The organism is Richelia intracellularis HH01, from assembly GCF_000350105.1.
Taxonomy (GTDB): Bacteria; Cyanobacteriota; Cyanobacteriia; order Cyanobacteriales; family Nostocaceae; genus Richelia; species Richelia intracellularis.
Genome location: NZ_CAIY01000029.1, coordinates 97,362 through 121,662, shown reverse-complemented (window position 1 = coordinate 121,662; position 24,301 = coordinate 97,362). Strand labels below are relative to the sequence as shown.

At 33.4% G+C, this 24,301-nt stretch carries 18 protein-coding genes; 8 read left to right on the top strand and 10 right to left on the bottom strand.

From position 1 onward, the window contains the following. Positions 1-741: 741 nt before the first annotated feature. A complete protein-coding gene (gene aat / locus RINTHH_RS03630; protein ID WP_008233047.1) occupies positions 742-1,320 on the bottom strand; it encodes a leucyl/phenylalanyl-tRNA--protein transferase in 579 nt (192 codons plus the stop codon). A 185-nt stretch (positions 1,321-1,505) separates the two neighbouring features. Here aat and RINTHH_RS03625 point away from each other — a divergent pair, with 185 nt between their 5' ends. Then, a complete protein-coding gene (locus tag RINTHH_RS03625; protein ID WP_008233045.1) occupies positions 1,506-1,835 on the top strand; it encodes a hypothetical protein in 330 nt (109 codons plus the stop codon). An 81-nt stretch (positions 1,836-1,916) separates the two neighbouring features. On the opposite strand, the gene rpsN is transcribed toward RINTHH_RS03625, so the two are convergent. From rpsN to RINTHH_RS03600, 5 genes are all read right to left on the bottom strand, one after another. Then, on the bottom strand, positions 1,917-2,219 hold the full coding sequence (rpsN, locus tag RINTHH_RS03620; protein ID WP_008233043.1) for a 30S ribosomal protein S14: 303 nt from the start codon (positions 2,217-2,219) through the stop codon (positions 1,917-1,919). 193 nt (positions 2,220-2,412) lie between these two features. After that, a complete protein-coding gene (gene nth / locus RINTHH_RS03615) occupies positions 2,413-3,084 on the bottom strand; it encodes an endonuclease III (protein WP_044304541.1) in 672 nt (223 codons plus the stop codon). After that, positions 3,060-4,142, bottom strand: a complete 1,083-nt coding sequence (gene rseP, locus RINTHH_RS03610; protein ID WP_044304540.1) for an RIP metalloprotease RseP — start codon at positions 4,140-4,142, stop codon at positions 3,060-3,062. The genes nth and rseP overlap by 25 nt, the downstream gene beginning before the upstream one ends. Before the next feature lie 255 nt (positions 4,143-4,397). Then, positions 4,398-5,681, bottom strand: a complete 1,284-nt coding sequence (gene serS / locus RINTHH_RS03605) for a serine--tRNA ligase (RefSeq protein ID WP_044304539.1) — start codon at positions 5,679-5,681, stop codon at positions 4,398-4,400. A 507-nt stretch (positions 5,682-6,188) separates the two neighbouring features. Beyond that, positions 6,189-6,758 carry a DUF3611 family protein gene (locus tag RINTHH_RS03600; RefSeq protein ID WP_044304537.1) on the bottom strand — a complete coding sequence of 190 codons (570 nt, stop codon included), beginning with the start codon at positions 6,756-6,758 and terminating at the stop codon, positions 6,189-6,191. Positions 6,759-7,687: 929 nt separating this feature from the next. Between RINTHH_RS03600 and RINTHH_RS03595 the strand changes: the two genes are divergently transcribed. Both RINTHH_RS03595 and RINTHH_RS03590 read left to right on the top strand, forming a co-directional pair. After that, a complete protein-coding gene (locus RINTHH_RS03595) occupies positions 7,688-8,035 on the top strand; it encodes a PadR family transcriptional regulator (protein ID WP_044304545.1) in 348 nt (115 codons plus the stop codon). A gap of 52 nt (positions 8,036-8,087) precedes the next feature. After that, on the top strand, positions 8,088-8,618 hold the full coding sequence (locus RINTHH_RS03590) for a cofactor assembly of complex C subunit B (protein ID WP_008233027.1): 531 nt from the start codon (positions 8,088-8,090) through the stop codon (positions 8,616-8,618). Positions 8,619-9,140: 522 nt separating this feature from the next. Here RINTHH_RS03590 and RINTHH_RS03585 read toward each other — a convergent pair. Further along, positions 9,141-9,476, bottom strand: a complete 336-nt coding sequence (locus RINTHH_RS03585) for a DUF3155 domain-containing protein (RefSeq protein ID WP_008233026.1) — start codon at positions 9,474-9,476, stop codon at positions 9,141-9,143. Positions 9,477-9,776: 300 nt separating this feature from the next. Between RINTHH_RS03585 and RINTHH_RS03580 the strand changes: the two genes are divergently transcribed. The 4 genes from RINTHH_RS03580 to RINTHH_RS03565 all read left to right on the top strand — a co-directional run bounded on the left by RINTHH_RS03580 (position 9,777) and on the right by RINTHH_RS03565 (position 19,047). Beyond that, on the top strand, positions 9,777-11,096 hold the full coding sequence (locus tag RINTHH_RS03580; protein ID WP_008233024.1) for a sensor histidine kinase: 1,320 nt from the start codon (positions 9,777-9,779) through the stop codon (positions 11,094-11,096). A gap of 2,107 nt (positions 11,097-13,203) precedes the next feature. Continuing rightward, positions 13,204-15,117: a sulfite reductase, ferredoxin dependent gene (sir, locus tag RINTHH_RS03575; protein ID WP_044304536.1), complete on the top strand. Its 1,914-nt coding sequence runs from the start codon at positions 13,204-13,206 to the stop codon at positions 15,115-15,117. Positions 15,118-17,136: 2,019 nt separating this feature from the next. Continuing rightward, a complete protein-coding gene (locus RINTHH_RS03570; protein WP_044304535.1) occupies positions 17,137-17,883 on the top strand; it encodes a 16S rRNA (uracil(1498)-N(3))-methyltransferase in 747 nt (248 codons plus the stop codon). Positions 17,884-17,973: 90 nt separating this feature from the next. Beyond that, the gene (locus RINTHH_RS03565; RefSeq protein WP_044304534.1) at positions 17,974-19,047 is read left to right on the top strand and encodes a tetratricopeptide repeat protein; all 1,074 of its coding nucleotides are present in this window, start codon (positions 17,974-17,976) and stop codon (positions 19,045-19,047) included. Between the two features lie 40 nt (positions 19,048-19,087). Here RINTHH_RS03565 and RINTHH_RS03560 read toward each other — a convergent pair whose 3' ends face one another. The 3 genes from RINTHH_RS03560 to psbO all read right to left on the bottom strand — a co-directional run bounded on the left by RINTHH_RS03560 (position 19,088) and on the right by psbO (position 23,277). Next, positions 19,088-19,579 carry a phosphate-starvation-inducible PsiE family protein gene (locus tag RINTHH_RS03560; protein ID WP_044304533.1) on the bottom strand — a complete coding sequence of 164 codons (492 nt, stop codon included), beginning with the start codon at positions 19,577-19,579 and terminating at the stop codon, positions 19,088-19,090. A 708-nt stretch (positions 19,580-20,287) separates the two neighbouring features. Then, the gene (locus RINTHH_RS03555) at positions 20,288-20,521 is read right to left on the bottom strand and encodes a hypothetical protein (RefSeq protein WP_008233013.1); all 234 of its coding nucleotides are present in this window, start codon (positions 20,519-20,521) and stop codon (positions 20,288-20,290) included. A gap of 1,913 nt (positions 20,522-22,434) precedes the next feature. Further along, the gene (gene psbO / locus RINTHH_RS03550; RefSeq protein ID WP_008233010.1) at positions 22,435-23,277 is read right to left on the bottom strand and encodes a photosystem II manganese-stabilizing polypeptide; all 843 of its coding nucleotides are present in this window, start codon (positions 23,275-23,277) and stop codon (positions 22,435-22,437) included. A 676-nt stretch (positions 23,278-23,953) separates the two neighbouring features. Here psbO and RINTHH_RS03545 point away from each other — a divergent pair. Then, entirely contained in the window at positions 23,954-24,271 is a 318-nt protein-coding gene (locus RINTHH_RS03545) for a hypothetical protein (RefSeq protein ID WP_008233008.1), read from the top strand. Positions 24,272-24,301: the final 30 nt, after the last annotated feature.

The window sequence follows — 24,301 nt, the reverse complement described above, 5'->3', positions numbered from 1 at the left end:
AGCCAAACTCAAATATGTACATATATTAAATTACTCCCTTTAATATACTTAGTTAAATGGGCAAGATATTAGGTTAATATTTTTTGGATTTATTGATATATTTTTTCACGGTATTGAGGATTATCGCGGTATAATTTTGGAGTTTTAACTCAAAGTAGAATATTATTCTATTCATCTATTTTTTGAAAAATATAAATAATAATTATTATTTGATAGCCAGATAATCTTCATCTAGAAAATGTTTAAGTATATTTTACATACTCATTCTTTAATTAATCAATTTTATTGAGTGTTTGATAATCTAGGTATATCTAAGAAGACTCCTTTAATATAGATAGTAAAGGTCAGGAATGTTTGCATGTATGAGTAAAAGATAAATAATCAAAAGAAAAAAAGTTTAGTTCTACTGAAAATAGTATTAGTTAGTAAAACGTTCAAATATTTATGGTAAGTAAGTTTTTTTGGGAGAAAAGAATCAATAAAAATATCTTTTATAAGATATTTTTATTGAAAAAATCTAACTCTAAATTGTTGACTGCTTATATTTTCCCAGTAATATTTATGGGGAGATTACGGAGAAAATTATTAAATACCTTAGTTTGGTTAATATAATAAGTATTTAACTATTTTAACTAACATTGTTATTTTAACAAATATCTAAAAATATTCTTCTAAAGTTGTAGATGCTTGTATGTTATATATGCTGTTGCAACTCACCACTATACTCTATTGAAGGATATTCTAAAGATTTAGATTACAAATAGTCTCTAAAGCTTTGCAAAGTAAATTTCGATATTCTTCTTCACTGATACGATAAGCACCAAATCTCTCCAAATGGGGATTCATCATTTGAGCATCAAACAAAAGAAATTGTTTTTCTCGTAACCTTTCTACCAACTTTACCATTGCTACTTTTGAGCCTTCTGGAATTTGATAAAACATAGACTCGCCAATAAAAGCACCACCAATAACAATACCTAAAATTCCCCCAGCTAACTTGTCATCTTGCCAAGTTTCAAAACTATGAGCCCAGCCAGTTTGGTACAGTAGGTAATAAATATTTTGTAATTCCGAGGAAATCCACGTAGTTTCTCGGCTGGCACAACCTTCAATAACTGCTCGAAAATTCTTATTAACTGACACTTGAAATCGATTTTGATTTAAAACTCGCTGCAGAGACTTTGGATAGCGAAACCTTTTATCTAAGGGTATCAGAGTTCGGCCACGGCTACTATACCATCCTAAGACATTATCCTTGTCAGCCATTAGAAAATAACCTTGGGCATAGCCTTGAATAATAGAGGTGACATCATACTGCATAAGAAAGAGCGAGGAAAGTTACAGGAGAAATAGATATCATGATGTGAAGAGGTTCCTATTCTTCACTTTCCCCTTTTATTTTACAATATTTAGGAGTAATAAGAAAATAACTGATACTAGAAAGAGTAGAAAATAAGACAACTATATAACTGCTACAACTATATTTGTCTCAAACACAATTTACAATGGATGTACCAATTAACCCGATAATACTGCCACCAGCTAACAACCCAGAAAAGGAAAAAAATTGGTTACAAAAGTCCTTACACAAATGGCTAAATGAAGAATTTATAACAGAAGAAATTAATAGGGATATTGCCGAACGTACTGCTCAGGTTTTCATGAGGCAGAGAATGGAAGGGGAAAATGATCTTGGTTGTTTGATGATTGCCATTATCATAGAAATGAAGTCATTTGATTTCTCTGAAAGTTTCTATGGAGAATTTGAGATCGCTAACAGCGTTAGCGATCTCTTAGTAAAAAGTCTTGATTTTGACAAGTATTGCGGACAATGAAAAGCCTGGTGATTATGAGCATGTTTATATTAGACAAATGGTTACCCATTAACCATTAAATATCACCTTTGCTTGTTAAGCTTACCAGCTTGACTTTACAACTCCGGGCAATAAACCCTTATGTGCCCACTCCCTAAGAATATTCCTAGACAGCCCAAAATCACGATAGTATCCTCTAGGACGACCTGTAACCCAACACCGATTATGGTGACGATTAGGAGCACTGTTGCGTGGTAGCTGTTGGATTTTACGGTGAATATCTAGTTTGTCTAGGGGGGACTCAGCCTGTCTGAATTCTTCCAACAAAGCTCTTCTTTTAGTAGCATATTTATCTGCTATCCTAGCGCGTTTTTTATTGCGCTCAATCATGCTCTTTTTTGCCATGAACACTCAAACCAAATTTTAATAGCATTTCCTATCTTATGCTACTAACCCTACTTCTAACAATTGTGAATTTTCGATTCTTCTGGGAGATGAGTAGTACTATAAAAACCATACTTATTCATACTGTTGACCAAATATTTTTATTTCCTCAGAAGGCAATTGCTTATTAGGTTAGTACCTCTTAACTCACTTCTCACTTTTTACTAGGGCATAAATCAGCCAGTTCACAAATCTCACATTCAGGAGAACGGGCCTTGCAGACAGCACGTCCATGATAAATAAGCCGAATTGACCAATTTTCCCACTCCACCTGGGGTAATAGCTTCATTAAATCCTGCTCAATCCTAATTGGATCTTTGTATTCTGTTAAACCCAAGCGCTGACTCAGACGTCCGACGTGAGTATCTACTGTCACTCCCATATTAATTCCATAGCCATGTGCTAAGACAACATTGGCTGTCTTTCGTGCTACGCCAGGCAGTTTTAATAACTGTTCTATCGTTTGGGGCACCTCTCCACCAAACTCCTGATTGATCATTTTACATGCTGCCTGAATATTTTTTGCCTTATTCCGATAGAAACCGGTGGAATGTACCAATATCTCTAAATCTTTTACGTCGGCATTACCCAAACTCGCTGCATCTGGAAAACTCCGGAAGAGTTCTTGTGTCACTTTATTGACCACGTCATCTCTACACTGAGCAGATAAAATAGTTGCGACCAAAAGTTGGATAGTACTTGAGTATTTTAGAGAGCAAGTAGCTTCAGGATACAAGCACGTAAGACGCACAAGTATTTCTAATGCTCTTTGCTTTATACCCAAATTCTTACGACTATTAATCACTGGAATAATTTTTGCACCCACTCCAACTGGGATGTATCTTTCACTATCAAGAAAATACCTAACCCTAGAAGTAATACTAAACCAGTTTGCATAACATTCTCCTGAACTCTATTGGGTAGGGGTTTACCACGCAAACCTTCTATCAATAGAAAAGCTAATTGCCCACCATCCAAAGCTGGTAGAGGCAAAATATTAATCACAGCCAGATTAATGCTAATAATAGCAGCAAAGAATAATAAGTTAGTACTGTCAGTAGCAGCTAATTTTGCTCCTGCCTCTACAATTTTTACAGGGCCAGCCAATTTATCAGCAGTATTTTGGAAATTAGTAATTAGTTGTCCAAATCCCTGAAATGTTCTCATCACTAATTGCTGAAATTTATTAGCAGCAGTACCAAAAACTTCCTGAATATTGCGGGGACGGTGATAAATTGGAGTGGCATTTTCTATCAACCTAATTCCAATACGACCCTTGCTATCTTTTAATTGTGGGGTGATATATAGAGATAAGTTCTCTTGTTGACGTTGAATTTTTAAATAAACTGGTTGATTTGGATGATTTTCTATTTCAGTTTTTAGTAGTGTAACCGCATTTTTAGATGCTTTGAGTTCTTTATCTTGTATGGCAATAATAATGTCTCCTTTCCTAATACCTGCTTCATAGGCAAGAGACTGTTCTGTATCCGGTTGAACAACAACACCTGGCTCGTATTGTAAATCCGGAATACCAACAATTCCAAACAGGACTATTAGCACTAAATAGGCAAAGACTAAATTTGCTATTACCCCAGCACTAACAACCACTGCTCGATCTAAAATAGGACGATTGCGCAGAAGATTGGGGTCATCTGGTGAGATCTTACTATCTGGATCATCATCGGGAAAACCAACAAAACCCCCAAGAGGGAAAGCACGAACAGCATATTCTGTTTGAGAACCTTGATATTTCCATAGAGTTGGACCAAAACCTAAAGAAAAACGGTTAACATAAATACCTTGAGAACGAGCAGCGAGGAAGTGTCCTAACTCGTGCACCAATATTAAAATAGCCAAGACTGTTATCGCTGCTAAAACTGACATAGAAGAATTTAATGTGAAATGATTGGGCTAAATAAGGATATTTCTATTTTAAAGACAGAATCTTAGAAAGGTATTTTCCAAATTAATATAACTCACCAATGATGGTTGATATAAAACTACTTTCGTTATAGTGTGGGGTTTAAAAATCTTTCTGGAAACTGAATTTTAGCTATTAAAAACCCAAAAACCGCAATTATTTAGAATTCAACCCATACCAACTAATAATTATAATCCCTTTTACCTTCCTTCATTTTTCTAAAGTAAATCTCTTCCTAAATAAGGCTGTAAGACCTCTGGAATCCTTACTGTCCCATCAAGGTTTTGGTAATTCTCCAGAATAGCGGCCATAGTCCGACCTACGGCTAAACCAGAACCATTGAGAGTATGGACAAATTTGGTACCTTTCTTACCCTTTTCCTTGAAACGAATATTACCTCTTCTAGATTGAAAATCCAAACAGTTGGAACAACTAGAAATTTCTCGGTATTTCCCAGAAGAAGGCAACCAAACCTCTAAGTCATAGGTTTTTGTTGACGAAAATCCCAAATCCCCTGTACATATTTCAACAACCCGGTAAGGTAAATTTAAAATCTTCAAAATAGTTTCCGCATTACCTACCATCTTCTCTAATTCAGCAAAGGATTCATTTGGATGTACGAGTTTTACCATTTCCACTTTATTGAATTGATGGAGACGAATAAGACCTCTCATATCACGTCCGTAGCTTCCAGCTTCCCTTCGAAAACAAGGGGTATAGGCACAGTGATAAATAGGTAAATCTTCGTCACTGAGAATTTCCCCCCTATACAAATTAGTTAAAGGGACCTCAGCAGTTGGAGACAACCACAAGTCATCATCAGCACATTTAAAGCTATCTTCAGCAAACTTGGGTAATTGTCCTGTAGCAGTGAGAGAAATTGTATTTACTAGTACTGGGGGCATTACTTCTACATAACCTGCAGCAATTTGGTGCGTAAGCATTAGTTGAATCAGAGATCTTTCCAATGCAGCCCCCGCACCAATCAGTGCTACAAAACGACTTTGGGAAATTTTAACTGCCCTTTTTGTATTTAAAATTCCTAATTTCTCACCTATTTCCCAATGAGGCATGATAGAAGCAGTGTTTTCAGGAATATACTCATCGCCCCAACGCCGTACTTCTACATTCTCATCTTCATTTTTTCCTAATGGTGTAGACTCACTAGGCAAATTTGGGAATGTCATTATGGTGTTCATAAGCTGGGAGGTAATATTCTTCTCTTGGATCTCTATATTCCCAATTTTGATCTTGATAGAACTTCCCTCCGAGCGCAGGGCCATAATTTCTAAACTGTTAGGATCGCAACCGGATTTAATTTGCTCTGGTATAATTTTGGAAATTTCATTACTGCGTGTTTGAAGTTGAATCTTTTGTTCTCCCAATTCTCTCTGCTGTCGATTCAACTCCAGTAGGGGATTGAAATCGTAGCTGCTACCACGGCTGTTCAAGCGTTTTTCAATGACTCGTGGGTTTTCCTTGATTTGGTTAATATCCAGCACAGATTTTTATAGTTTTTTTAGTTGTCCAGAATTTTTCAATAGAAAACAAGTATATGACTGTCGTACACTGATATTTACTAAATTTTATATTTTCAATTACTCCATAGGCTAAATAATAACAGGGCATATATTTTTAGCAAATAGTTTAGTCTCAATATTAGAGAAACTTATGAAGCTTAAAAAAATAAAAATGTTAGTATCTATTTAGGTCTTAGCCCTTCATTCTACAAATGAATTATGCTCAAGAATATCTTGATGAACTGATTATTAGCATTATATTACATGTTGATCATGATAATGATAAATTGCCAAGCGCATGTTTGTTTTTGTTAACATCTAAACAATAACAATTTTAGAGAAAAATGAGGAAGTCAAATAGTTTTTTAAAGGAGTATCAATTTAAAAATAAGAGACATAAAATTAACAATAAGTCATGGAATTTAGAATACAAAGAAAAGACGATTTTATCTTGTTTAAACTAATTTCAGTAAAACCCTAACTTGCTTACTATTTATGAATCCTATTAAAAAGCCATAGTGAGCCTACAAATCCAGAGAAATGAGCCGTCACCGTGTTGATATTTGCCTGTACGACTAGTACATCAATTGGCTGTACTAATCTGCTCAATTGCTCCGGGGAGAATCCAACTGCACCTTGGGGAACGCTCAGTGCCTTTAATAATAGAGAGCCACTAATTGCCTGTGCTCCAAATAAGGTTAATAGCATTCCAATTAAATTCACCATAAATCCCATTCGTATTACATTTAGGGTTTCTATTCTCCGTGGATGGTTAGAGTAATTAGAAGATGCTAGTTTCTTCCCAATTCTAGTATAGCGGAAGGCTACAACAACCCCTCCTGCTAGGCTTAATAACCCCAGGGCCGCAAAAAATACACCAAAACCTGATCCGGGATTACCTATTTGATTACCAGACCTTTGAATCTTGAAACCCAAAAAAATTCCTGTAGCAACTACACCTAGTAATAGTTGTGTCCAAAAACTCACCCAGCCAACAAAACTAAATATCCTAGCGATAGCTAATCTGGAGTATGATTGGCTATCTGTTTTGTCTGTCATACTAATTACCGAAATTGCAGTTCCTTAACATAAATAACTTAAAACTTAACTTATTTCTTAAATATAATTGTATTTTAAAAAGCTAGTATAAAAATAGTTGTAAGTGCCAGCATTTGATTTTTAAAGAAATTCTTCTTTCCATTCAATTGTAAAATATAAATATTCGTAGTAATCAATCCTAGAATTTTTGTTCGAAGTCATTAATACAGAGTAGCCTTTTTTTGAATAGATATGAATTAAGGTGATTAGGTAATTGCTAGTGTTATGTTACCGGAACTAAATTATTTTAACCCTGCAAGTCCTGCTAGTGTTAATTACTCAGTTTTATACAATTTGCTGAACACCCTGTATTTGGGTGTGCTCTCCATTATCAGCAACTCTACCAAATTTCTTGAAGCTTTATTGATGATACTGACAAGTATATTTACTAAGCCTAGTATAAAAATTTTATTTTCTCTATGCCTAGTACTGAATTAATATGTATTACTATTTTCACTTTCCAATTTAAATATACTGAATATTTAGTCATTCTGTAGCTCTACAAAATTGAATATTAATCTTTTCAGGAAGAATTAAGTGTTATCCAACATATCTCTCATATTATTCCATCGCATCCCTTAAAAGGTTTCTCCAACTTTTTTATTTCTCAGTAACTTAGCATCACTTGACACCAAGACAGCAGTAATGTTACTGTCCAAACGCTTCTCATTTAATTACATTAAACTCAAGTGAGAGCATATGCTCTTTGCATCTACAAGACTCTGCTTGACTTCTATGCCCCATTGGCTTGGAGTACTGTTTAGATGTTTTTGCCTTAGCATTTATGCTTAAGCAGTACTATTCACTAACTAATCAGGGTGTAGCACTATATACTTACTACATGGTTTGTAGGCTTAACCCAAATGCATAATCTTAGCAATTCAGCAACCATGAAACTAGAGGATATACATCAATTTTTTGAGAGTCCTCCGCCAACCTATCTCTGTCAAGAGCTAGCAACTTGCTATATATTATATATTTTGATACATATGGAGTCCTATGGTACTGAGTTGATTCAAAAGCTAGAATCCGAATATCCTACTTATCGCCTTTCTGATACTGTGCTTTACAGCGCAATCAAGTTTTTGGAAGAGGAGGGAGCTGTTATTGGATACTGGAAGAAGCTCGAAGGACGTGGTCGCCCTAGACGGATGTATCAAATTTCCCCAGAATGGCAAAAAATAGCGGAGGACTTATCTACTTTGTGGCAACAGTATATGAATAGGAGGGGAAACTAGCAAATAATTGATTATGAATAGATCTCCTCCATTAACAAAATAGTAGTCTGTTATGAATATCATTACCCTGCCATCTACCCTAATACTCTCTCTATTGTTAGCAGTTGGATTATTATTTTTCGTTCGTGCTTCTACAAAAGAACGTTTGCAAAGCCTAGAACTTATAGGTAAACAAGATGAAAACACTCTAATAAATCAACTGCAAGAATACTTTCAGACACGGTCTTACCGAGTGGCAGCAGTAGACCGTAAACAAAATCAAGTTATATTTGAAGGGTTTGTAAAGCCAAGTTGGTTTTTGGCTATCTTTCTAAGCACATTAAGTGCTATTGGTATTCTTTGTCTATCATTGGTGATGTCCTATCTGTTTCCTAAATTGATGTGGCTATTTTTCGGAATGATTGGAATATCTCCGATGAGTGGAATTTTCTATTGGAAAAAAGCGGGAAAGCTAGAGAAAGTGATACTAAAATTATCCAACCAGGATAATAAGCCCTATGACTCTAGTAAAATAACTGTAATTGCTCATAGAGACGAGCTGCTCGGGTTACAAAAAAAGTTGCAATTAAAACAAATCGACTAAAATAAGAAATTATTTTTTTGTTTGTTGCCTACATAGTAATATGATTCCTGGCGAAAAATCTTAATTCTCTGTGGGGTAATTTTACAGTAGATGAATAAAGAAGACCCATATATTAGCCAGATGGCAAGGGTCTTCTAAATCAGGAATATTAGATTCCGAATCTAGCTTATTTTATCTACGAACTATAATCATGGTCATATCTGAAAATCCGGAGGCAAAGTAGTAATCCTAAATTATTATGGTAACCACCGTTTCATACATAGGGTTTGCAAGTATGCTTGAACTTATTAGATAAAACCTCAGGGTTTAACAGATGGTGAATGACCAATTAAGTAATAACGATGTGGTCAGCCAGCATAAGTTAAGCCCTGAGATGATTTAAACTGTTGCAATGCTAAGAATCTGACTAGGTAGTAATAAATTGACTTCAAAACAAAAAGATTAGTTTTCCCAAGAAACTGAGCAATTGTAGCACCTCATGTATTGCAAAAAGCCAAGCCCGATGTGTATAATCTTCCTACTTCAACAACCAGCTGCAAGCATTACATCTGCTGCAACCATTACCTCTTGTATTGGGACAGGCTCAAGTGTCCTGAGACTGGGAAACAAGAAGTGGTTCTCCTCAACATACTGAGCTCCAAACAAGCCCTTTTCTGCCCAAAAATACCTATCTGTGGTGTGCTCGTTTCTTTTTACCAGTAGAAGTGCTGGCGGTAATATGCCTTCAGCTTGAATGAATTTTCTTGCTGCTGTTACTGGTTTATCTTCGCCACTTTCAATGCTATATTGAGCAACATGCTCCAAGATTCGCCGTCCCTCTTGGCGGCGACGGCTCTTCCGCTTCCGTCTCCTTGCCAATCTATTGTCCTCCTCTTGAAAACTACATATTGTAGTTATTGTAGTTGTAGCTACAAAATCCGTGGATATTATAAAAGTTTTAACTAAAAAAATCAATAGTAATCTACGCTTTTGATACATCTACACTAGGGATCTTGTATTGAGACTAGATAATAACAAGGCAACGTAGACGTTAGTTTCAAACTATGTGTAATTTAAAAATACAGGTAATTTTATGCAGCCATTAATCATGAAAATTATTGATGGATACAAAATTTTCCTTTAGTAATATTTTTTAGTGAGCGAGCAATAGCACTGCCAATGTTAAGTTCTACGAGTCCCGAGTTTATTGCTCTTTGCCGAGAACAAATGGTGTTGTTAAGTCAAGGATTAGGAGCTTCCTTAAGCATTGTCTATTTAACAAAAGAATTAGAGGAAGTTTCAGCAAGAAAGACTGAATTAATACCGATTATAGTTTATCCGGAAACAGCCACTTTGAGACATAGCTTTAACTCTCAAGGGTTACCTCAGTTAAGTCAAAATTTATTGGGTTCAGGCAGTTTAGATTCTATACAGTCTTATATACCTCCACAAGCAAAAGAGTATTTCCAGGAAGAATCAGTTTTAAATGAAAACAAGATAATTTTACCCTTCATCCATGAAGGTTTAATGATAGGTTTGCTAGTGACAGTTAGAGGTGATCGTCCATGGTCTCAAGGAGAGCATTATAAAATAGAAAGAATTGCTCAAACTCTAGCAGTTGGTTGTATTCTAGACCAGCGTCGTGCATGGCTTCAGCATCAATTACACCAACAACAAATATTACAAGAAAAGCAGCAGGATTTACTTGACAGCTTGCTACATCAATTCCGAAATCCCCTGACAGCCTTGCGTACATTTGGCAAATTATTAATGAAGCGATTACATCCAGGAGAACCAAATAGAAGTGTGGCAGCTGGCATTGTTAGAGAAAGTGAGCACTTACAGGAACTACTAAAGAAAATTGACGAGTTAATCGATTTGAAAGCGGATGATTTCAAGCATTTCCAATTAACTAATGATAGTGGATTTTTAGTAGAAGCAAATTTATCAGAGGAGAAACAAATACCCTTGTTATTACCGGGAATAGGAGAAAGAGATACTGACTGTAACCTGCAAGAAATAGTAGATATTGTATTATCATCTGCTAGGGCAATTGCTCAAGAAAGCAATCTACAATTAATAACAGAACTAGAAGATAATTTTGATACAATCAGGATTAATCAGAAGGCACTAACAGAGATTTTGACTAATATAGTTGATAATGCCCTCAAATATACCCCCAGTGGGGGAAAAATTTTGATTAAAACTGTAAAGCAAGAGAATAATTACAGTATAATTGTTAGTGATACAGGCCCCGGAATTCCCCCTGGGGATTTACAACATCTCGGGGTCAGGTATTACCGTGGTGTCAAGGCTCAAACAGAAATTTCTGGAAAAGGCTTAGGTTTAGCAATTGCTAAACAATTAATCGAGCAAATGCAAGGTAGGTTAGAAGTTTTTAGCCCTGCCCTAGAGTCCATAATTTCATCAAATAATTCGCCAGGGTCCACTTTTATCATTTGTTTGCATCAGGAAGATAGCAATAGTAGAAAGGACTAATATTTTCTCTTTATTTTCATATACTTTTATTTCTCTTAATCCCAATATTTTTGTAGTTTATGGATTATGATAAATATTGATGTAATTGTTGATAGATAGGTATTAAGGTAGACAGCAATAATATCACTTTTTTGCCTAATATAAATCTAATAAAAATTCAATAAATGATCTGTATGAAATTTTATTATTACTAGCACTTACGAAAATAGTATTACTGATTATATTTATATAATCAGTAATACTATTTTATCCTATGGTTTTGGTTTTAGTTTTTAAATTCTAAAACTAAATTAATTTCGATATTTTACCAGTGCTTTAAATTTAAATATACCCCAATATCAATTGGAAATCATGTTTATCTTAAAAAATTACATTTTGAGATACTGTCAGGTCAAAATGGTAAATTTAGTTTTCGATCAACCTTTTATTTAACTTGTCATGTTATACGGTAGCTATATTTATAATAGTGATAGTTATTGACTAGTTTGTAAACCATAATAACTCCTATGATGATAAATAGGTTAGTTTAACTAGAATATTATTAATTATTAGCAACCAATTACTTATAGATAAATGCTGAAATATTTTCTCTGAGTTTAGTTATTTTGGTTATGCTAAAATAGCGACTATAAAATCCATATTTAGAGCAATACATATAAATTTTAATTTCATAATATATCCGAAAAAGAATATCCTCACTAATAAAAGTTAATTAACTAATAATATAGACTTTGTATTTGCAAAATTTAGGTAAAAAAATAGTTGATTTTTGATTCTCCTGGGACATCTTATGTACTAATATATTTTCCTCTATTTCAACTAATAATCAGATTTGTTTACTTTTATAACCAATTATTATTATTATAAAGTCTGGCATCTATTAATTTGACATATAGGAATCTTCAGAATTTTAATAAAAGTCGCAATTATTATGCTCTTAGTATTTTTTTAGATAAATACTTAGAAACTCGATTCAAAATAGAAAATTTCCTAGCCCATACACATAATAACTTATATATACATAAAATTATTTGGTATTGTACAATAATCAACCTGTTAGTGGCATTATTATGCAAGTTATCGTTAAAGTGAAGCCCTTAAAAATGATGCAAATTCGTTGATTTAATATATTTAAATAATGGTGCAATTTCTTTGAATAGAATATTTGTCTTTTTGGACCTAAACTTCTATAAGTTCTCACAAAAATTTATTGTATTATTTTAACTTGTTTTTATATTTATTTTTAGTATAGATGACCAAGTATATGGCAAGTCCACATAGAGAATAAATACCAGGGATACTAATGTCAGCATATTTTCTGAAGTTACTTATGAGAGGGAAGGATTTGATATGGAGAAATTAGTCTATTTCAGTGGTAAAATTTTCCACATCTGCCTAAGGTAACTTTCTACGAAATGATTATATGATAATAATATTTATTAAGTGTTTTTATATTCACTCATTACTGGAAAACTAGGTTTGTTTACATGATAAATATGTATTATTACTTTGCATTATAAATATGGTAAGGCCAATCTTTTGAGTATCTTTGAATATTATTCAAAGATACTCAAGCAACAAAAATCTAGGGCAAAGTATGGAACTGAACATAAGTTCATTCATCATAAGAATAAACTTATGTTCCTATAGTTATCACTAATTATCACATCTACTACTGCTTCAATTTGTTGATAATAGCATTGATATTAGAAATAATAAGTTAAAAGACTTTCAATTAACTATTATATCAAATTAAGTGTCAATTAAGCCGTATACTTCTAACATAGGTATAATTCATAACTGAAAATAGACAACTAGAATAATGATATACACCAGCTAACAGTGGAAAGTAAGAAGTAACAACATGCTAATCATAAGTTTGGGCTTTCAATAATTTATTAGCTCAATCAAGCAGCAATGCAACTTTATGATTGGTTTTTACAATAAATATTGTATTGCTAATGAACCCAACTTTTACCCATGGTAATATTGTATATATTCTTCTAGAATGCGACCCGGTCCCCGTGGAAACAAGCCGAATTTAGTGCTGCTGAATTTCTACTTCGGTTTTTATTTATGCCTTATTGAGAAAACGACAACAATTGAAATGGTGAAATCTGCTCCTCCTGCAACAACTAGCCAAAAGCCTTCCAAACTAGAAGGTATTAAGGGACGCAGTAATTTTCTGCGCGAGCCTGTAGCAACCGAGTTACTTCAGGATACAACTCACTTCAGTGAAGAAGCCATACAAATTCTTAAGTTTCATGGTTCATACCAGCAGGATAACCGTGATAATCGAGTCAAGGGGCAGGAAAAAGACTATCAGATGATGCTACGTACCAGAAGTCCTGGTGGTTTTATTCCTCCTCAGCTTTACTTAACTCTGGATAAACTGTCTTATCAATATGGGAATAATACCCTAAGAGCTACTACTAGACAGGGATTTCAATTGCACGGGATTTTAAAAAAGAATCTTAAAGCAACAGTTGCAGCCATTATTAGGAATATGGGTTCGACTTTAGGGGCTTGTGGAGATTTAAATCGCAATGTAATGGCACCACCTGCACCTTTTAAAAATCGGGCAGAATACAAGTATGCTTGGGAGTATGCTGACAAGATTGCAAATGTACTCACACCACAAACAGGTGCATACTACGAGATTTGGCTAGATGGGGAAAAGGCAATAAGTGGTGAGGAAAATCCAGAGGTAAAAGTTGCCAGATTAAATGATCCCAATGGTACCGTTATAAGAGGCCAGGAGGAACCTATCTATGGCAATCACTATATGCCACGTAAGTTTAAAATCTCGGTTACAGTTCCTGGGGACAATTCCATTGATATATATACTCAAGATTTGAGCCTAGTAGTAATTACAGGTACAGAGGGAGAATTACGAGGCTTTAATATTTTTGCTGGTGGAGGTTTAGGAAGAACACATAATAAGGAAGAAACCTTTGCTAGAGCAGCTGTTCCTTTTGGTTACGTGGCGAAGGAAGAAGTTTATAATTTAGTAAAGGCTATTATTGCTACTCAGAGAGATTATGGTAATCGCACCAATCGTCGTCGTGCCCGATTAAAATACTTAATACATGACTGGGGCATAGAAAAATTTCGCTCCATGGTAGAAAATTATTTTGGTAAATCTATAGAAATATCCAAATCACTACCAGAGTTTAGATACCAGGATTTCTTGGGTTGGAATCAGCAAGGCGATGGCAAGCTATTTTTGGGAGTTCCTATTAATAATGGCCGAATTAAAGATGAAGGTAATTTCCAATTAAAAACAGCTTTAAGGGAAGTTATACAGCTATTTGATCTGCCAATCCGTATTACTCCCAGCCAAAATCTATTGCTATATGAAATAGCACCAGAAAACAAGGTAGCTATTGAAGAAGTTTTCTACCGTTTTGGTATTATTACCAATCCTGAAAAGATTGAATCTCTGGTCAGATATTCCATGGCATGCCCAGCATTACCTACCTGTGGCCTAGCTATTACGGAGTCGGAAAGAGCTATCCCAGGTTTTTTAGAAAGGATTCGGGCACTTTTAAATAAATTGGGTTTAAAGAAAGAGCATTTTGTAATTAGGATGACTGGCTGTCCTAATGGTTGTGCCCGCCCTTATATGGCAGAACTAGGATTTGTAGGTAGTGCACCAGAGTATTACCAAGTTTGGTTAGGAGGTTCACCTAATCAAACCAGACTAGCAAAACCTTATATTCAAAAATTGCATCATAATGATTTGGAAAAATTTCTAGAACCAATTTTTGTCTTCTTTAAAAATTCACGTGAGAATCATGAAAGCTTTGGTGATTTTTGTACCCGTGTTGGTTTTGAGGCTATCCGTACATTTGTGGAAAATTACCAGAGTAGAGTAGATAAACGCAGAAACACAGGGGGCCATAGAATAACAGTGCGTGATGATGTTTACAATCAACTAAAAGCCACTGCTGAGACTAAGAGTAAATCCATGACGGATATATTGGATGCTGCACTCAAGGCATATTTAAAAACTGAGTAAAAAAATCATAAATCAGCCCATATTTTTGGGTTGAATTACTTATTAATAGGTAAGGGTATTATTATTTTTGAGGATAACTAAATTAAACATATTTTTTGCAAGACTCTCTTTGATGTAAACTCTTATGAAACAAGACATCCTGGCCTGATCCTCTACTAAATTTCCTGGTTGCAATTTTTGCTTACCAGGAATACAACTGCTCCTGCGCTGTAATTATCATATTTTCTACACTTATTTTGCTAATTACTCATTGGCTGTTAGGAGTTTAAATCCAATCAAGCCAGAAGTTGAGAACAAACAATATTTCAGTATAATATTACCATAGGGAAATTTATCAAGGTTAAAAAATTTAAAGTTTTAATATCATAAACATATTTTTTTATAAAGTACATTTCATACTATTACCAATACATAGTACAGTAAACCCTAAATAATCATTATAATTTACGGCTATATTGCAATAATCTGAGATTCTTCTGATACGGAATCTTATTTGAGTAAGGGCATATTTATGTACTATATCTGATTTATCAAACTCTAGATATTGATTTTTTTATTCTTAATTAAATTTGCCATTTTTAAATTAAATATATTTATAGTTGATAGAAGAATTATCATATTTCAAAAGTTATAGAAACTCCAAATTCATTTTAGTATCGAATATTATCAATACCACCCCCTTAATTTAGGATTAATGTACTGCTATCAGGTCATTACAAGTGTGTTTTTAATTTTTATTTTACAAGAAAAATATAATGTTTATTTTTTTGAGTTTTGAAGAGGTTAAAATCCCATTTAGCTTTCTCAAAATACTTAAATAATTACTCATGTACTGATTAACTTATATTTTGGTCCTGTTACTCATCCATAAAAAATACCGCAGAACAGGATTTTATAACACTTATTAATCATAGGCTTAAGAAGAAACGATGTTAGGCAAAAGTCTTGCTCTACCTTAGATATTGAATTGAAAGAAGGATGTAAAACAATTCTTATTATGAAATGGTCAACTATACAAAATACATCCTGTTTGTTTTCCACTTTATTTCTCTAGGTAAGAGCTATAGGTAGTTAGCATCGATTATCCCTCTACATTTTACATATTTACGGCAATTATTAATACGGATATGCAGTTAATTAAATTAACATAATAGGCCTATTTTTTAAAGATTTTCTATTACATTGTCACCTATCAATGAGTTATTCCAAGATATACAAAAAAATAGAAAGTTTAATGAGAATTTGTATCAAACGGGCATAATCAATAATTGGAAGTTTACACTTATAAACCTGCTATAATAAACTTATAGTTAGTTTTCGGGAAAAGTATTCACCATTTCCGATCAATACACTACCTTTATTTCAATTCTAAAATTAGAAGAAATCTCCAATAAGGTATAAAAGGATAATTAATGTGAAAAAACCAATATAGAAAATTTTGATAACTCAATAAATTTTTCTTAATACTTAGAGCACAGAATTATTTTATGTTCAGATTCTGGCTTTAACTAGAAAATCCGTGCCTCATTATACGGAAGTTTTATAACCGTGTTTGTTATGGTTTGCTGTCGATTGTTATCGTTATACAAAATAAATGCTGCATTCTGAATACTACTAAAACTAATACTTATGAACAGTCTAACAGGCATAAAAATTTAATGTCCTTAATATATTTTTGGAGATTATTAACTTTGGTAAAAATAATGTTCTAAATGAAACTTCTAAAGAGTTTATATAAACTGCAATTGCTATATCGGTAATTATTTGATCAACTTATAATCTTTATTAATACCCAGAAAAAATTTTGCTAGATAGGAACCATAATTAAAGCTTCAGCGTAGAATTAAATACCATACGGTAATAAACAATCAAGATTAAAAGGGAAAAACGACATAAATTAGGTTTAAGAACCTTATTGATTCATTTTCTCACTAATCCACATGAAATTTCTAACTTTGTACTATTTTATGATTTTCCTGTATAGATACCAGTTAATTAAATATTCCCCATTCTTATTTTATGGCACAATTGCAACGCATAGTGATAGCACCTGATCAAATTGGTAATGGAAAAATTAACCTTACATCTCCCCAAAAACATTATTTATCCACAGTTCTACGGCTACAAAATAATGGTAGCTTTATTGCTATGGATGGTATGGGACAATGGTGGTTAGCCAAGCTAAACGAGGGGACAGCAAAAATTGTTAAGTCTCTTCAAGTCGAAACAGAATTGCCAGTTCCAGTTACTCTCATCGCAGCTTTACCCAAGGGTAATGGATTCGATGAGGTAATACGTTGTTGTACAGAGCTAGGAGTGACTTGTATCACTCTGGTACTGAGTACTCGGACTCTCCTCAAACCCAGTCTCCAAAAATTAGCACGGTGGCATAGGATTGCCAAAGAGGCTGCAGAACAGTCAAAAAGGGCTTTTATTCCTACTATTATTGGGCCAGTCAACTTTGAAAGTGCAATACTTAAGAATACAGCTAAATATAGTTTTATTTGCGAGTGTCATGACTATTACCCTCACTTGAAACAGATAGTATCGTCAAGTTATGTTACAAGTGAAATAGTAATTGCTATAGGACCAGAAGGGGGGTGGACAGAAACAGAAATACAGTTAGCAATTACTAATGGGTTTCAGCCAGTATCTCTAGGAAAACGTATATTACGGGCAGTAACAGCTCCTATACTGGCTTTATCTGTGGTTACAAGTGAGTTGGAAGCAACCGTTAGGCATTCTATACATCAAGGTACACTATAATTCCAGAATATGCCTAATTCATATGGAATAATTTGGCTTGCATACTCACATGCCAAAATTTGATTTAAGTAAAATAAAACAAATTTATTTATGATTGAGCAAGTTGCGACTGCTTTTGCTAGTCAAGATTACCGTACTGCAGCCAAATTAATCAAACAGCTACTGAAACAATCTCCTGAAAATTTATGGGTGCAATTTTACCTGGGTCAATTACAGGAAGTATCTGGTAAACACCAAGATGCAGAAAAAATGTATATGCAGCTGCTGCGCAGTACAAATAACTTGAAAATACTCGCCCAAGCTCGGGAAGGTATGCAAAGATTACAAGATATTAAACAGGCGGAAACTCAACAGGTAATAACTCAAGCTAAATTTCAGTCTGGTAATACAGAAATCGGCGTTTTAGTATTAGAACCAGTAAGTGGTGAAACAAAAACCCAAGTAGCTGACAAATTTGCTCAAATTATGCATATAGATCCCTATACTGCCATTTCAGTTATACCTAATAAGGGATGGCGAATTTATCGCAGTGCTGGAATGGAGGAACTTCAATTTTATGGGAAACAATTAAAAAATGCAGGTATACCCTGTTTCTGGGTTAATTTATCTGATATTAGAAATATTACTGTGTTTCAAGTCTGTTATTTTACTGAATCTGTCAACCAGGGTAACGTAGTTTGTCGGAATGCATTAAACCAAATCGGTATTCTAAATTTTGATTGGGCAGAAGTAGAACAGCGAGTACTGGGATTAATACCAATCTTTGAGGAGGGATTGGATTTTAACATACGGGGAAAATTAGAACGAACAACCAAAATTGAAAACTATATCCACTTCTGTGACTTGCATTTACCCAGTCGCAGTTGTATCTTAAGAATTTATGATCATGGTTATGAATTCCAGCAAGGTGCAATATTAGCTCCCCTAAATACCCAGAGCACAATGAAAATAAATTGGAATAACCTCCTGGAGTGGTTAGAAAAGTACTTACCTCCAGGAAGGGTTTGGTCTGAATTTGCAATCTTTACAGAAACAATTCTAGGAGAGACAGAAGTATTACATAAAATTCCCTCTAACATGTATCTGTTTGATCAGGAAAAACCCAAGTGGGATCCAGTTTTTCATTTGTACAGTGGGTTAGCTTTCAAGAGAAATATGAGCTAACGATTTAATTCTACTGTTGTAATAGCTTTACACATTAAATTCAGGAGTTGAGCTTATCTTGCTCGATGAGGGGGCAAAAATTCTTATTCGAACTCTTACAATCTATATAGGGCTTTTTAGAACATACGAATAATAACCCCCCCAGAATTAGCAATAATCCACAAATAGATGCAGTCTTTACTTCAGATATACCCAGCGCACCGTAAACAATAACTTCCCTGAGCACAGAGACAATTGTCACTTCCACTGCAACACCTACAGAAATACTATGTTCTTGTAGGTAAACTATCAAAAGTCGAAATAATTCTACCAGAATCAAAATAAAAAGTATTTTTGCGGTTACTTGCTTATAGCCGGAAGGTTGGGAGAGAATAGCAAAGATTCCCCACAACTGTGTTAGCATTACGGCAAACAACCCCAGACACAGTACAATTACTATTAAGTCTTGAAAAGCCTCCATATTACTTACAATTGTCCGTCTATCTAGCCAGCGGTTACAAAATAAAAACCGACTTTTGAAGCGTTTACTCATTGATATTTTTAATGTTGATACAGGACAACTTTTAGTACTTTTCGGTTTGGAATATTGACATTTTGCACCTTTGTTCAAGATGGTATGAAATAACTTTACGTACCTGCTATATGACGAGAACTTTATGCTCTATTTTTAACTAAATTAAAAGGACTTATTGGTAACTATGTCACCTACAAAATAGTGGTCGAAAAAGTGATATGGGTAAGACAGTGAAGATATTTACTGCTATATAATTAGCGATTTAACATGCTTATAGATAACTATATAATTATGCTATAAAAACTTTAATTCTCAGGACTGGTTTTTCTTATACTTCTTATTCTTAATTTCTTGGCTTGTTTTATTATTTCTGGATGATTGGATAATTTTACTCAGTTCATGGAAAATTTTCGTTATAGTCAATACTATACAATCAGTAATTTTAAGAAAATGTATACTCATGACAACTTGTAGAAAAGATTGATAGGTAGGCAACAATTAATACCAAGTAATTTTTAGGGTTTGCATTATAATTTCCCTATGAATAGTTTATGTATGTTTGATAACATTGAAATTGTTACCATTATTAACAAATGATAGTCAATGTTACTTAGAAATATAAATATCTAATTTAGAATGCAGCAGCAGAAAAAATATTTTGGTGGCTTTTACAAAAATTATTAATGTTATTTTATAGCCTGCAAAATATTGGCAAGATAAAACAAATTAAACTTCATAGCGAGTACGGTAGAAAGCAAGAATCGTTTCTACTTGTTGAGCAACATCTTGAGTGTAATTAACCCATAATCCAGCTATTTGGCTTTGGTTATAATCAAATTCTGGGGATGATTGAGGGATTAATTCAACTATTACTCCTTCTAATTGACTTAAATGAGCTGCAATCTCTCTATAAATAGCTAAGGGCAGATTATGGAACTCAACTTTTTCTTTTGTCTCCACTATTTTTCCGTTTTTATTTAAATTATAGTTGTAATTTTTAGACTGTTGTCGAGGGTCTTATTTTTTTAGAAGCCTGACATATCTTATGTATAAGATAAAGTTTTCCCTACATTTTTTGCAACTTTTACAACAAATTTTTCCAAAATGACTTTGGCTTCCAAATCATTATTGAGGTGGATCTATTCCATCAATATACTATTTCTTAGACTATATTATGTCTTCAAATGAAAACTTGTAAGCTTATTAGGAACTTTAATAATTACTTGGAGTGTGTTATTAATTACTGCAATCATCCCTGAAATAATTCTAGCTCCAGCTAATTCCTATATGGGTTCCTATATGGGTGATGGTAGTATCAATGTTGCTAACTTTTGGGTAATAACTATTTAGGGTAATACATTTGAAAATATGGAAATTTATGTTGGGCTATTAGTTAAGATGTATTGACATGAGGCTTTACATATGTATTTGCAGAAATTGACGATAATTGACGATTTGAATTTAAGATTCTACAATTTAGTCAGAATTATAACTAATTTATTCTAATTTCCTATTGTACTTCTATTCAGGGTTGGGAATATCTACTCTATAATTCAAATAAATCTATTAGAATAACCTTTATATGATAAGGTTTCTTTGCTCTTATGCATTTGCAGTTTAAATTTAGTTGAATGCCATTAATACAATCTACTGTAATTTCTCATCTGTCGAGATCACTAGGTTTATAGAAGGCTATTCGGTTATTTTTGTTGATTTTGGATTACACTATAAAGATTATGATAATGAATGAACTTTACCAGAAAAATAAAAGAGATTTTGATAATAAAAAATAGCATTTTTTTGCATTATAAATTACCCATAAAAATAGGCTTTAAAGTTATTATAGAAGTTTTTCTATTAATGTCTGCTCATTATGATTTTTATGCATGTATTCTAAAAGCTAATTATCAAGATAATTAGCTTTTAGAATACATCAGTCTTTCTAGGAATTTATTAGGAATTTATCAAGTAATAATTGTACTTTTCTTAATAAGTTAACAATATTTATCTGTAAAAGTTGCCATAAGCTACAAGAAGGTATCTTAGATAACTATAAAATAAGAGAATTGTATGTGTAAAGCTTTTCAAGCTAAAGAAAACAGTAGAAGATGGATATTCTTCCCTAATTATTTATGGTTAGGTTTATTTAAAACCCACAATCCGGCTTGATTACAGTTGCATATAGCAATAACAAATTTATGTATTTACCAACTGCAGTTAAATTTATATAACCACAGATCAAATATCATAATGAAACCATAATATAATTACTATTATTAGGTTTTATTGCTCAAATTTTAGATTAATTCTAACAGCCAAAAGGATAAAGTCATTGTATAACAACTCAGAAATTAATTTGCAAGGCCCTGTATTTTTGCAACTAACTTTAAACTACTATCAAGCAAAAATAATATAATTTAGTAACAGTTGATATAAACAAACACCACAAAATTCTCAACTCAATTTCTAGATATTAAAATTCTTATTTTAATATCTTCTCATGATGTTTTTACTAGTAGTTATTGGTTACGGCTTTATATTTCAAAGATTTGATAACAGTAGCTTCGATAATTTTTTACTGGTTAAACTCATATTTACCTTGAGGTATCCAGAGTAATAGAGTCTGGATACTAGCTGCTCTATCCTCTTTTATCTACTGAATTTAAATATGTGGCTGTTGACATACTAAATGATATTTCCCTGGTACATATTGCTCTTATTATTACTTCCCCAACTGAATTCTTAAAGTTACAGGATAGCAAAGGCAAGGTTTAGTTGATAAGTATGAAAAAGCCCTTCCAGGATTAAAAACTAAATAGAAGGGCAAAAGACAAAAATTCTATGTGTTAATTATGAACACTAATGATTTTGATTTAAGCTTCAGATGTTTCTATAAGAGCATAAAACAAACCGCGAATTTTAACTTCTTCAGGCTCGTCAGCACCTAAATCAGTGTCGGATGGTTGTATACTTTCAAAAGTGCCAGCAATTTCACCAGTAGAGCCATCTACCTTTGCAACAGACAGAGAAATACTACCATCTAATACTGAAAAGCTCTTAACATTCGCTCGATTAAGGTCTGTGTCATCAGCATCTGCAGGTAGTGCCACGGCATTATCATAACCAGTTGCAACACCTCTGCCTTTTGGATCTAGGAAAGTTGCACCACGGTAAGAGGGTACTCGGAATGAGCCTTTAAAATCAGTAGAAGTATTAATATTAGTGATATCAGGTTGTGTTTCAGCTACTAAACCTTTTACAGTAAATAAAAAGGGAATACTTTCACCACCAGGTAGTTTAACGGTAATTGCTTGGAAGTCAAGACCATCTTTTTCTTTAAATGTGAGACTCCTATTAGAATTAATATTTAGAGGACCCTCTATATTTAACAAAGAGTAAGCTTTAGTTGAAAAACTTAATAATCTTCCGGGGATAAATTTTGCTTCTAGTCGTTTATTTTTTGGCTCTTCTTTAACAAAAAAATTAGTTGGTTCCAAGCACATATTCTTAATAATGTATGATTTATCGCCATCAATGGGGATAGAGCCACGACTGATTGCAGATAATTGAGGACATTTATTAGCTAAACCACTACCTTTAATTTGTTCATAGGTGAGGAATTCAGAATTGGTGATGTTATCAGGAACATTACTACAGGCACTTAGAAAGCAAATACATACAACGAAGATTGTAACAATTAGAGTACGAAACCTCATAGCCAACCTCAATCTCAAAAATTAATGTTTAAATTGCGAAACTACACCAAGGTATTTGTCTCTTGTGAGACTTCCCCTTCATGAATAACGACGCTGTGCAAAGTTTATTTCTGGTGGATTCCAGCAGTTTTGATTTTCTTGAAAGTATTATGAATTGAACAATTAAGTTCCAACACACAACTTTTAGGAGAACCTTACCAAACTACAGATATAACAACAGATAACAAAACTCAGACAGATTACTTCTGGCATTGATTGACTGTTAGGGTACTACCAGGTGTAATTAATGTATCGTGTGTTTGTTGCCACTACTTACACTTAGTGACCTTATGGGCCATTCAGCCAGATCATACGATTTTTTCAAACTTAAAATCAAAGTGGTCTGGTATTTACCCATAATTCTGTGGTCTCAATCTGAAAAATATAGTTTGGTGATATCAGTATAATTGGCCTAATAATTTTAGTAAAAGTAACTATCTACATGACATATAAACTAGTATGTGTATGTGGGAGTATTTTAGATGAATATTGACCTGCTGAATTTTATGAAACAATAAAATATCCTAATTGATAAATAGTTAATGGAATTTTCTAATTGTTGGGTTTCATATTAGACAAACCACACAGGAAAATTTCGATAAATTTTAGATTGAACTTTAGGCAATCAAATATTAGGATGAATCAAAGTATTAAAATCGACTCAGAGGTTTTCAATATTAGATTACAACAAATAGCAAGTGCTATTGATGAAACAGCAGAGAATTGTCAGGGGGATGCGATAACCTTATTAGCCTTATTAAGAAAGTTAGAAAATTTGCACAGAGAAATATGTGACAATGCATTTCAGTCTAGTTTGCCTAATAATCGTCAGGCACTGTACACATTCCTTAAAAACATTGAGACAGAGGGTGGGTGGCCATACATTGAAAGGATGAATGTGCAAAAACTTCTAAGGAATTTGGTTGTCATAGAAAATGATAGTGATAATGCTTAGAACACTTAACAAAATAGAAGGTATAATAGT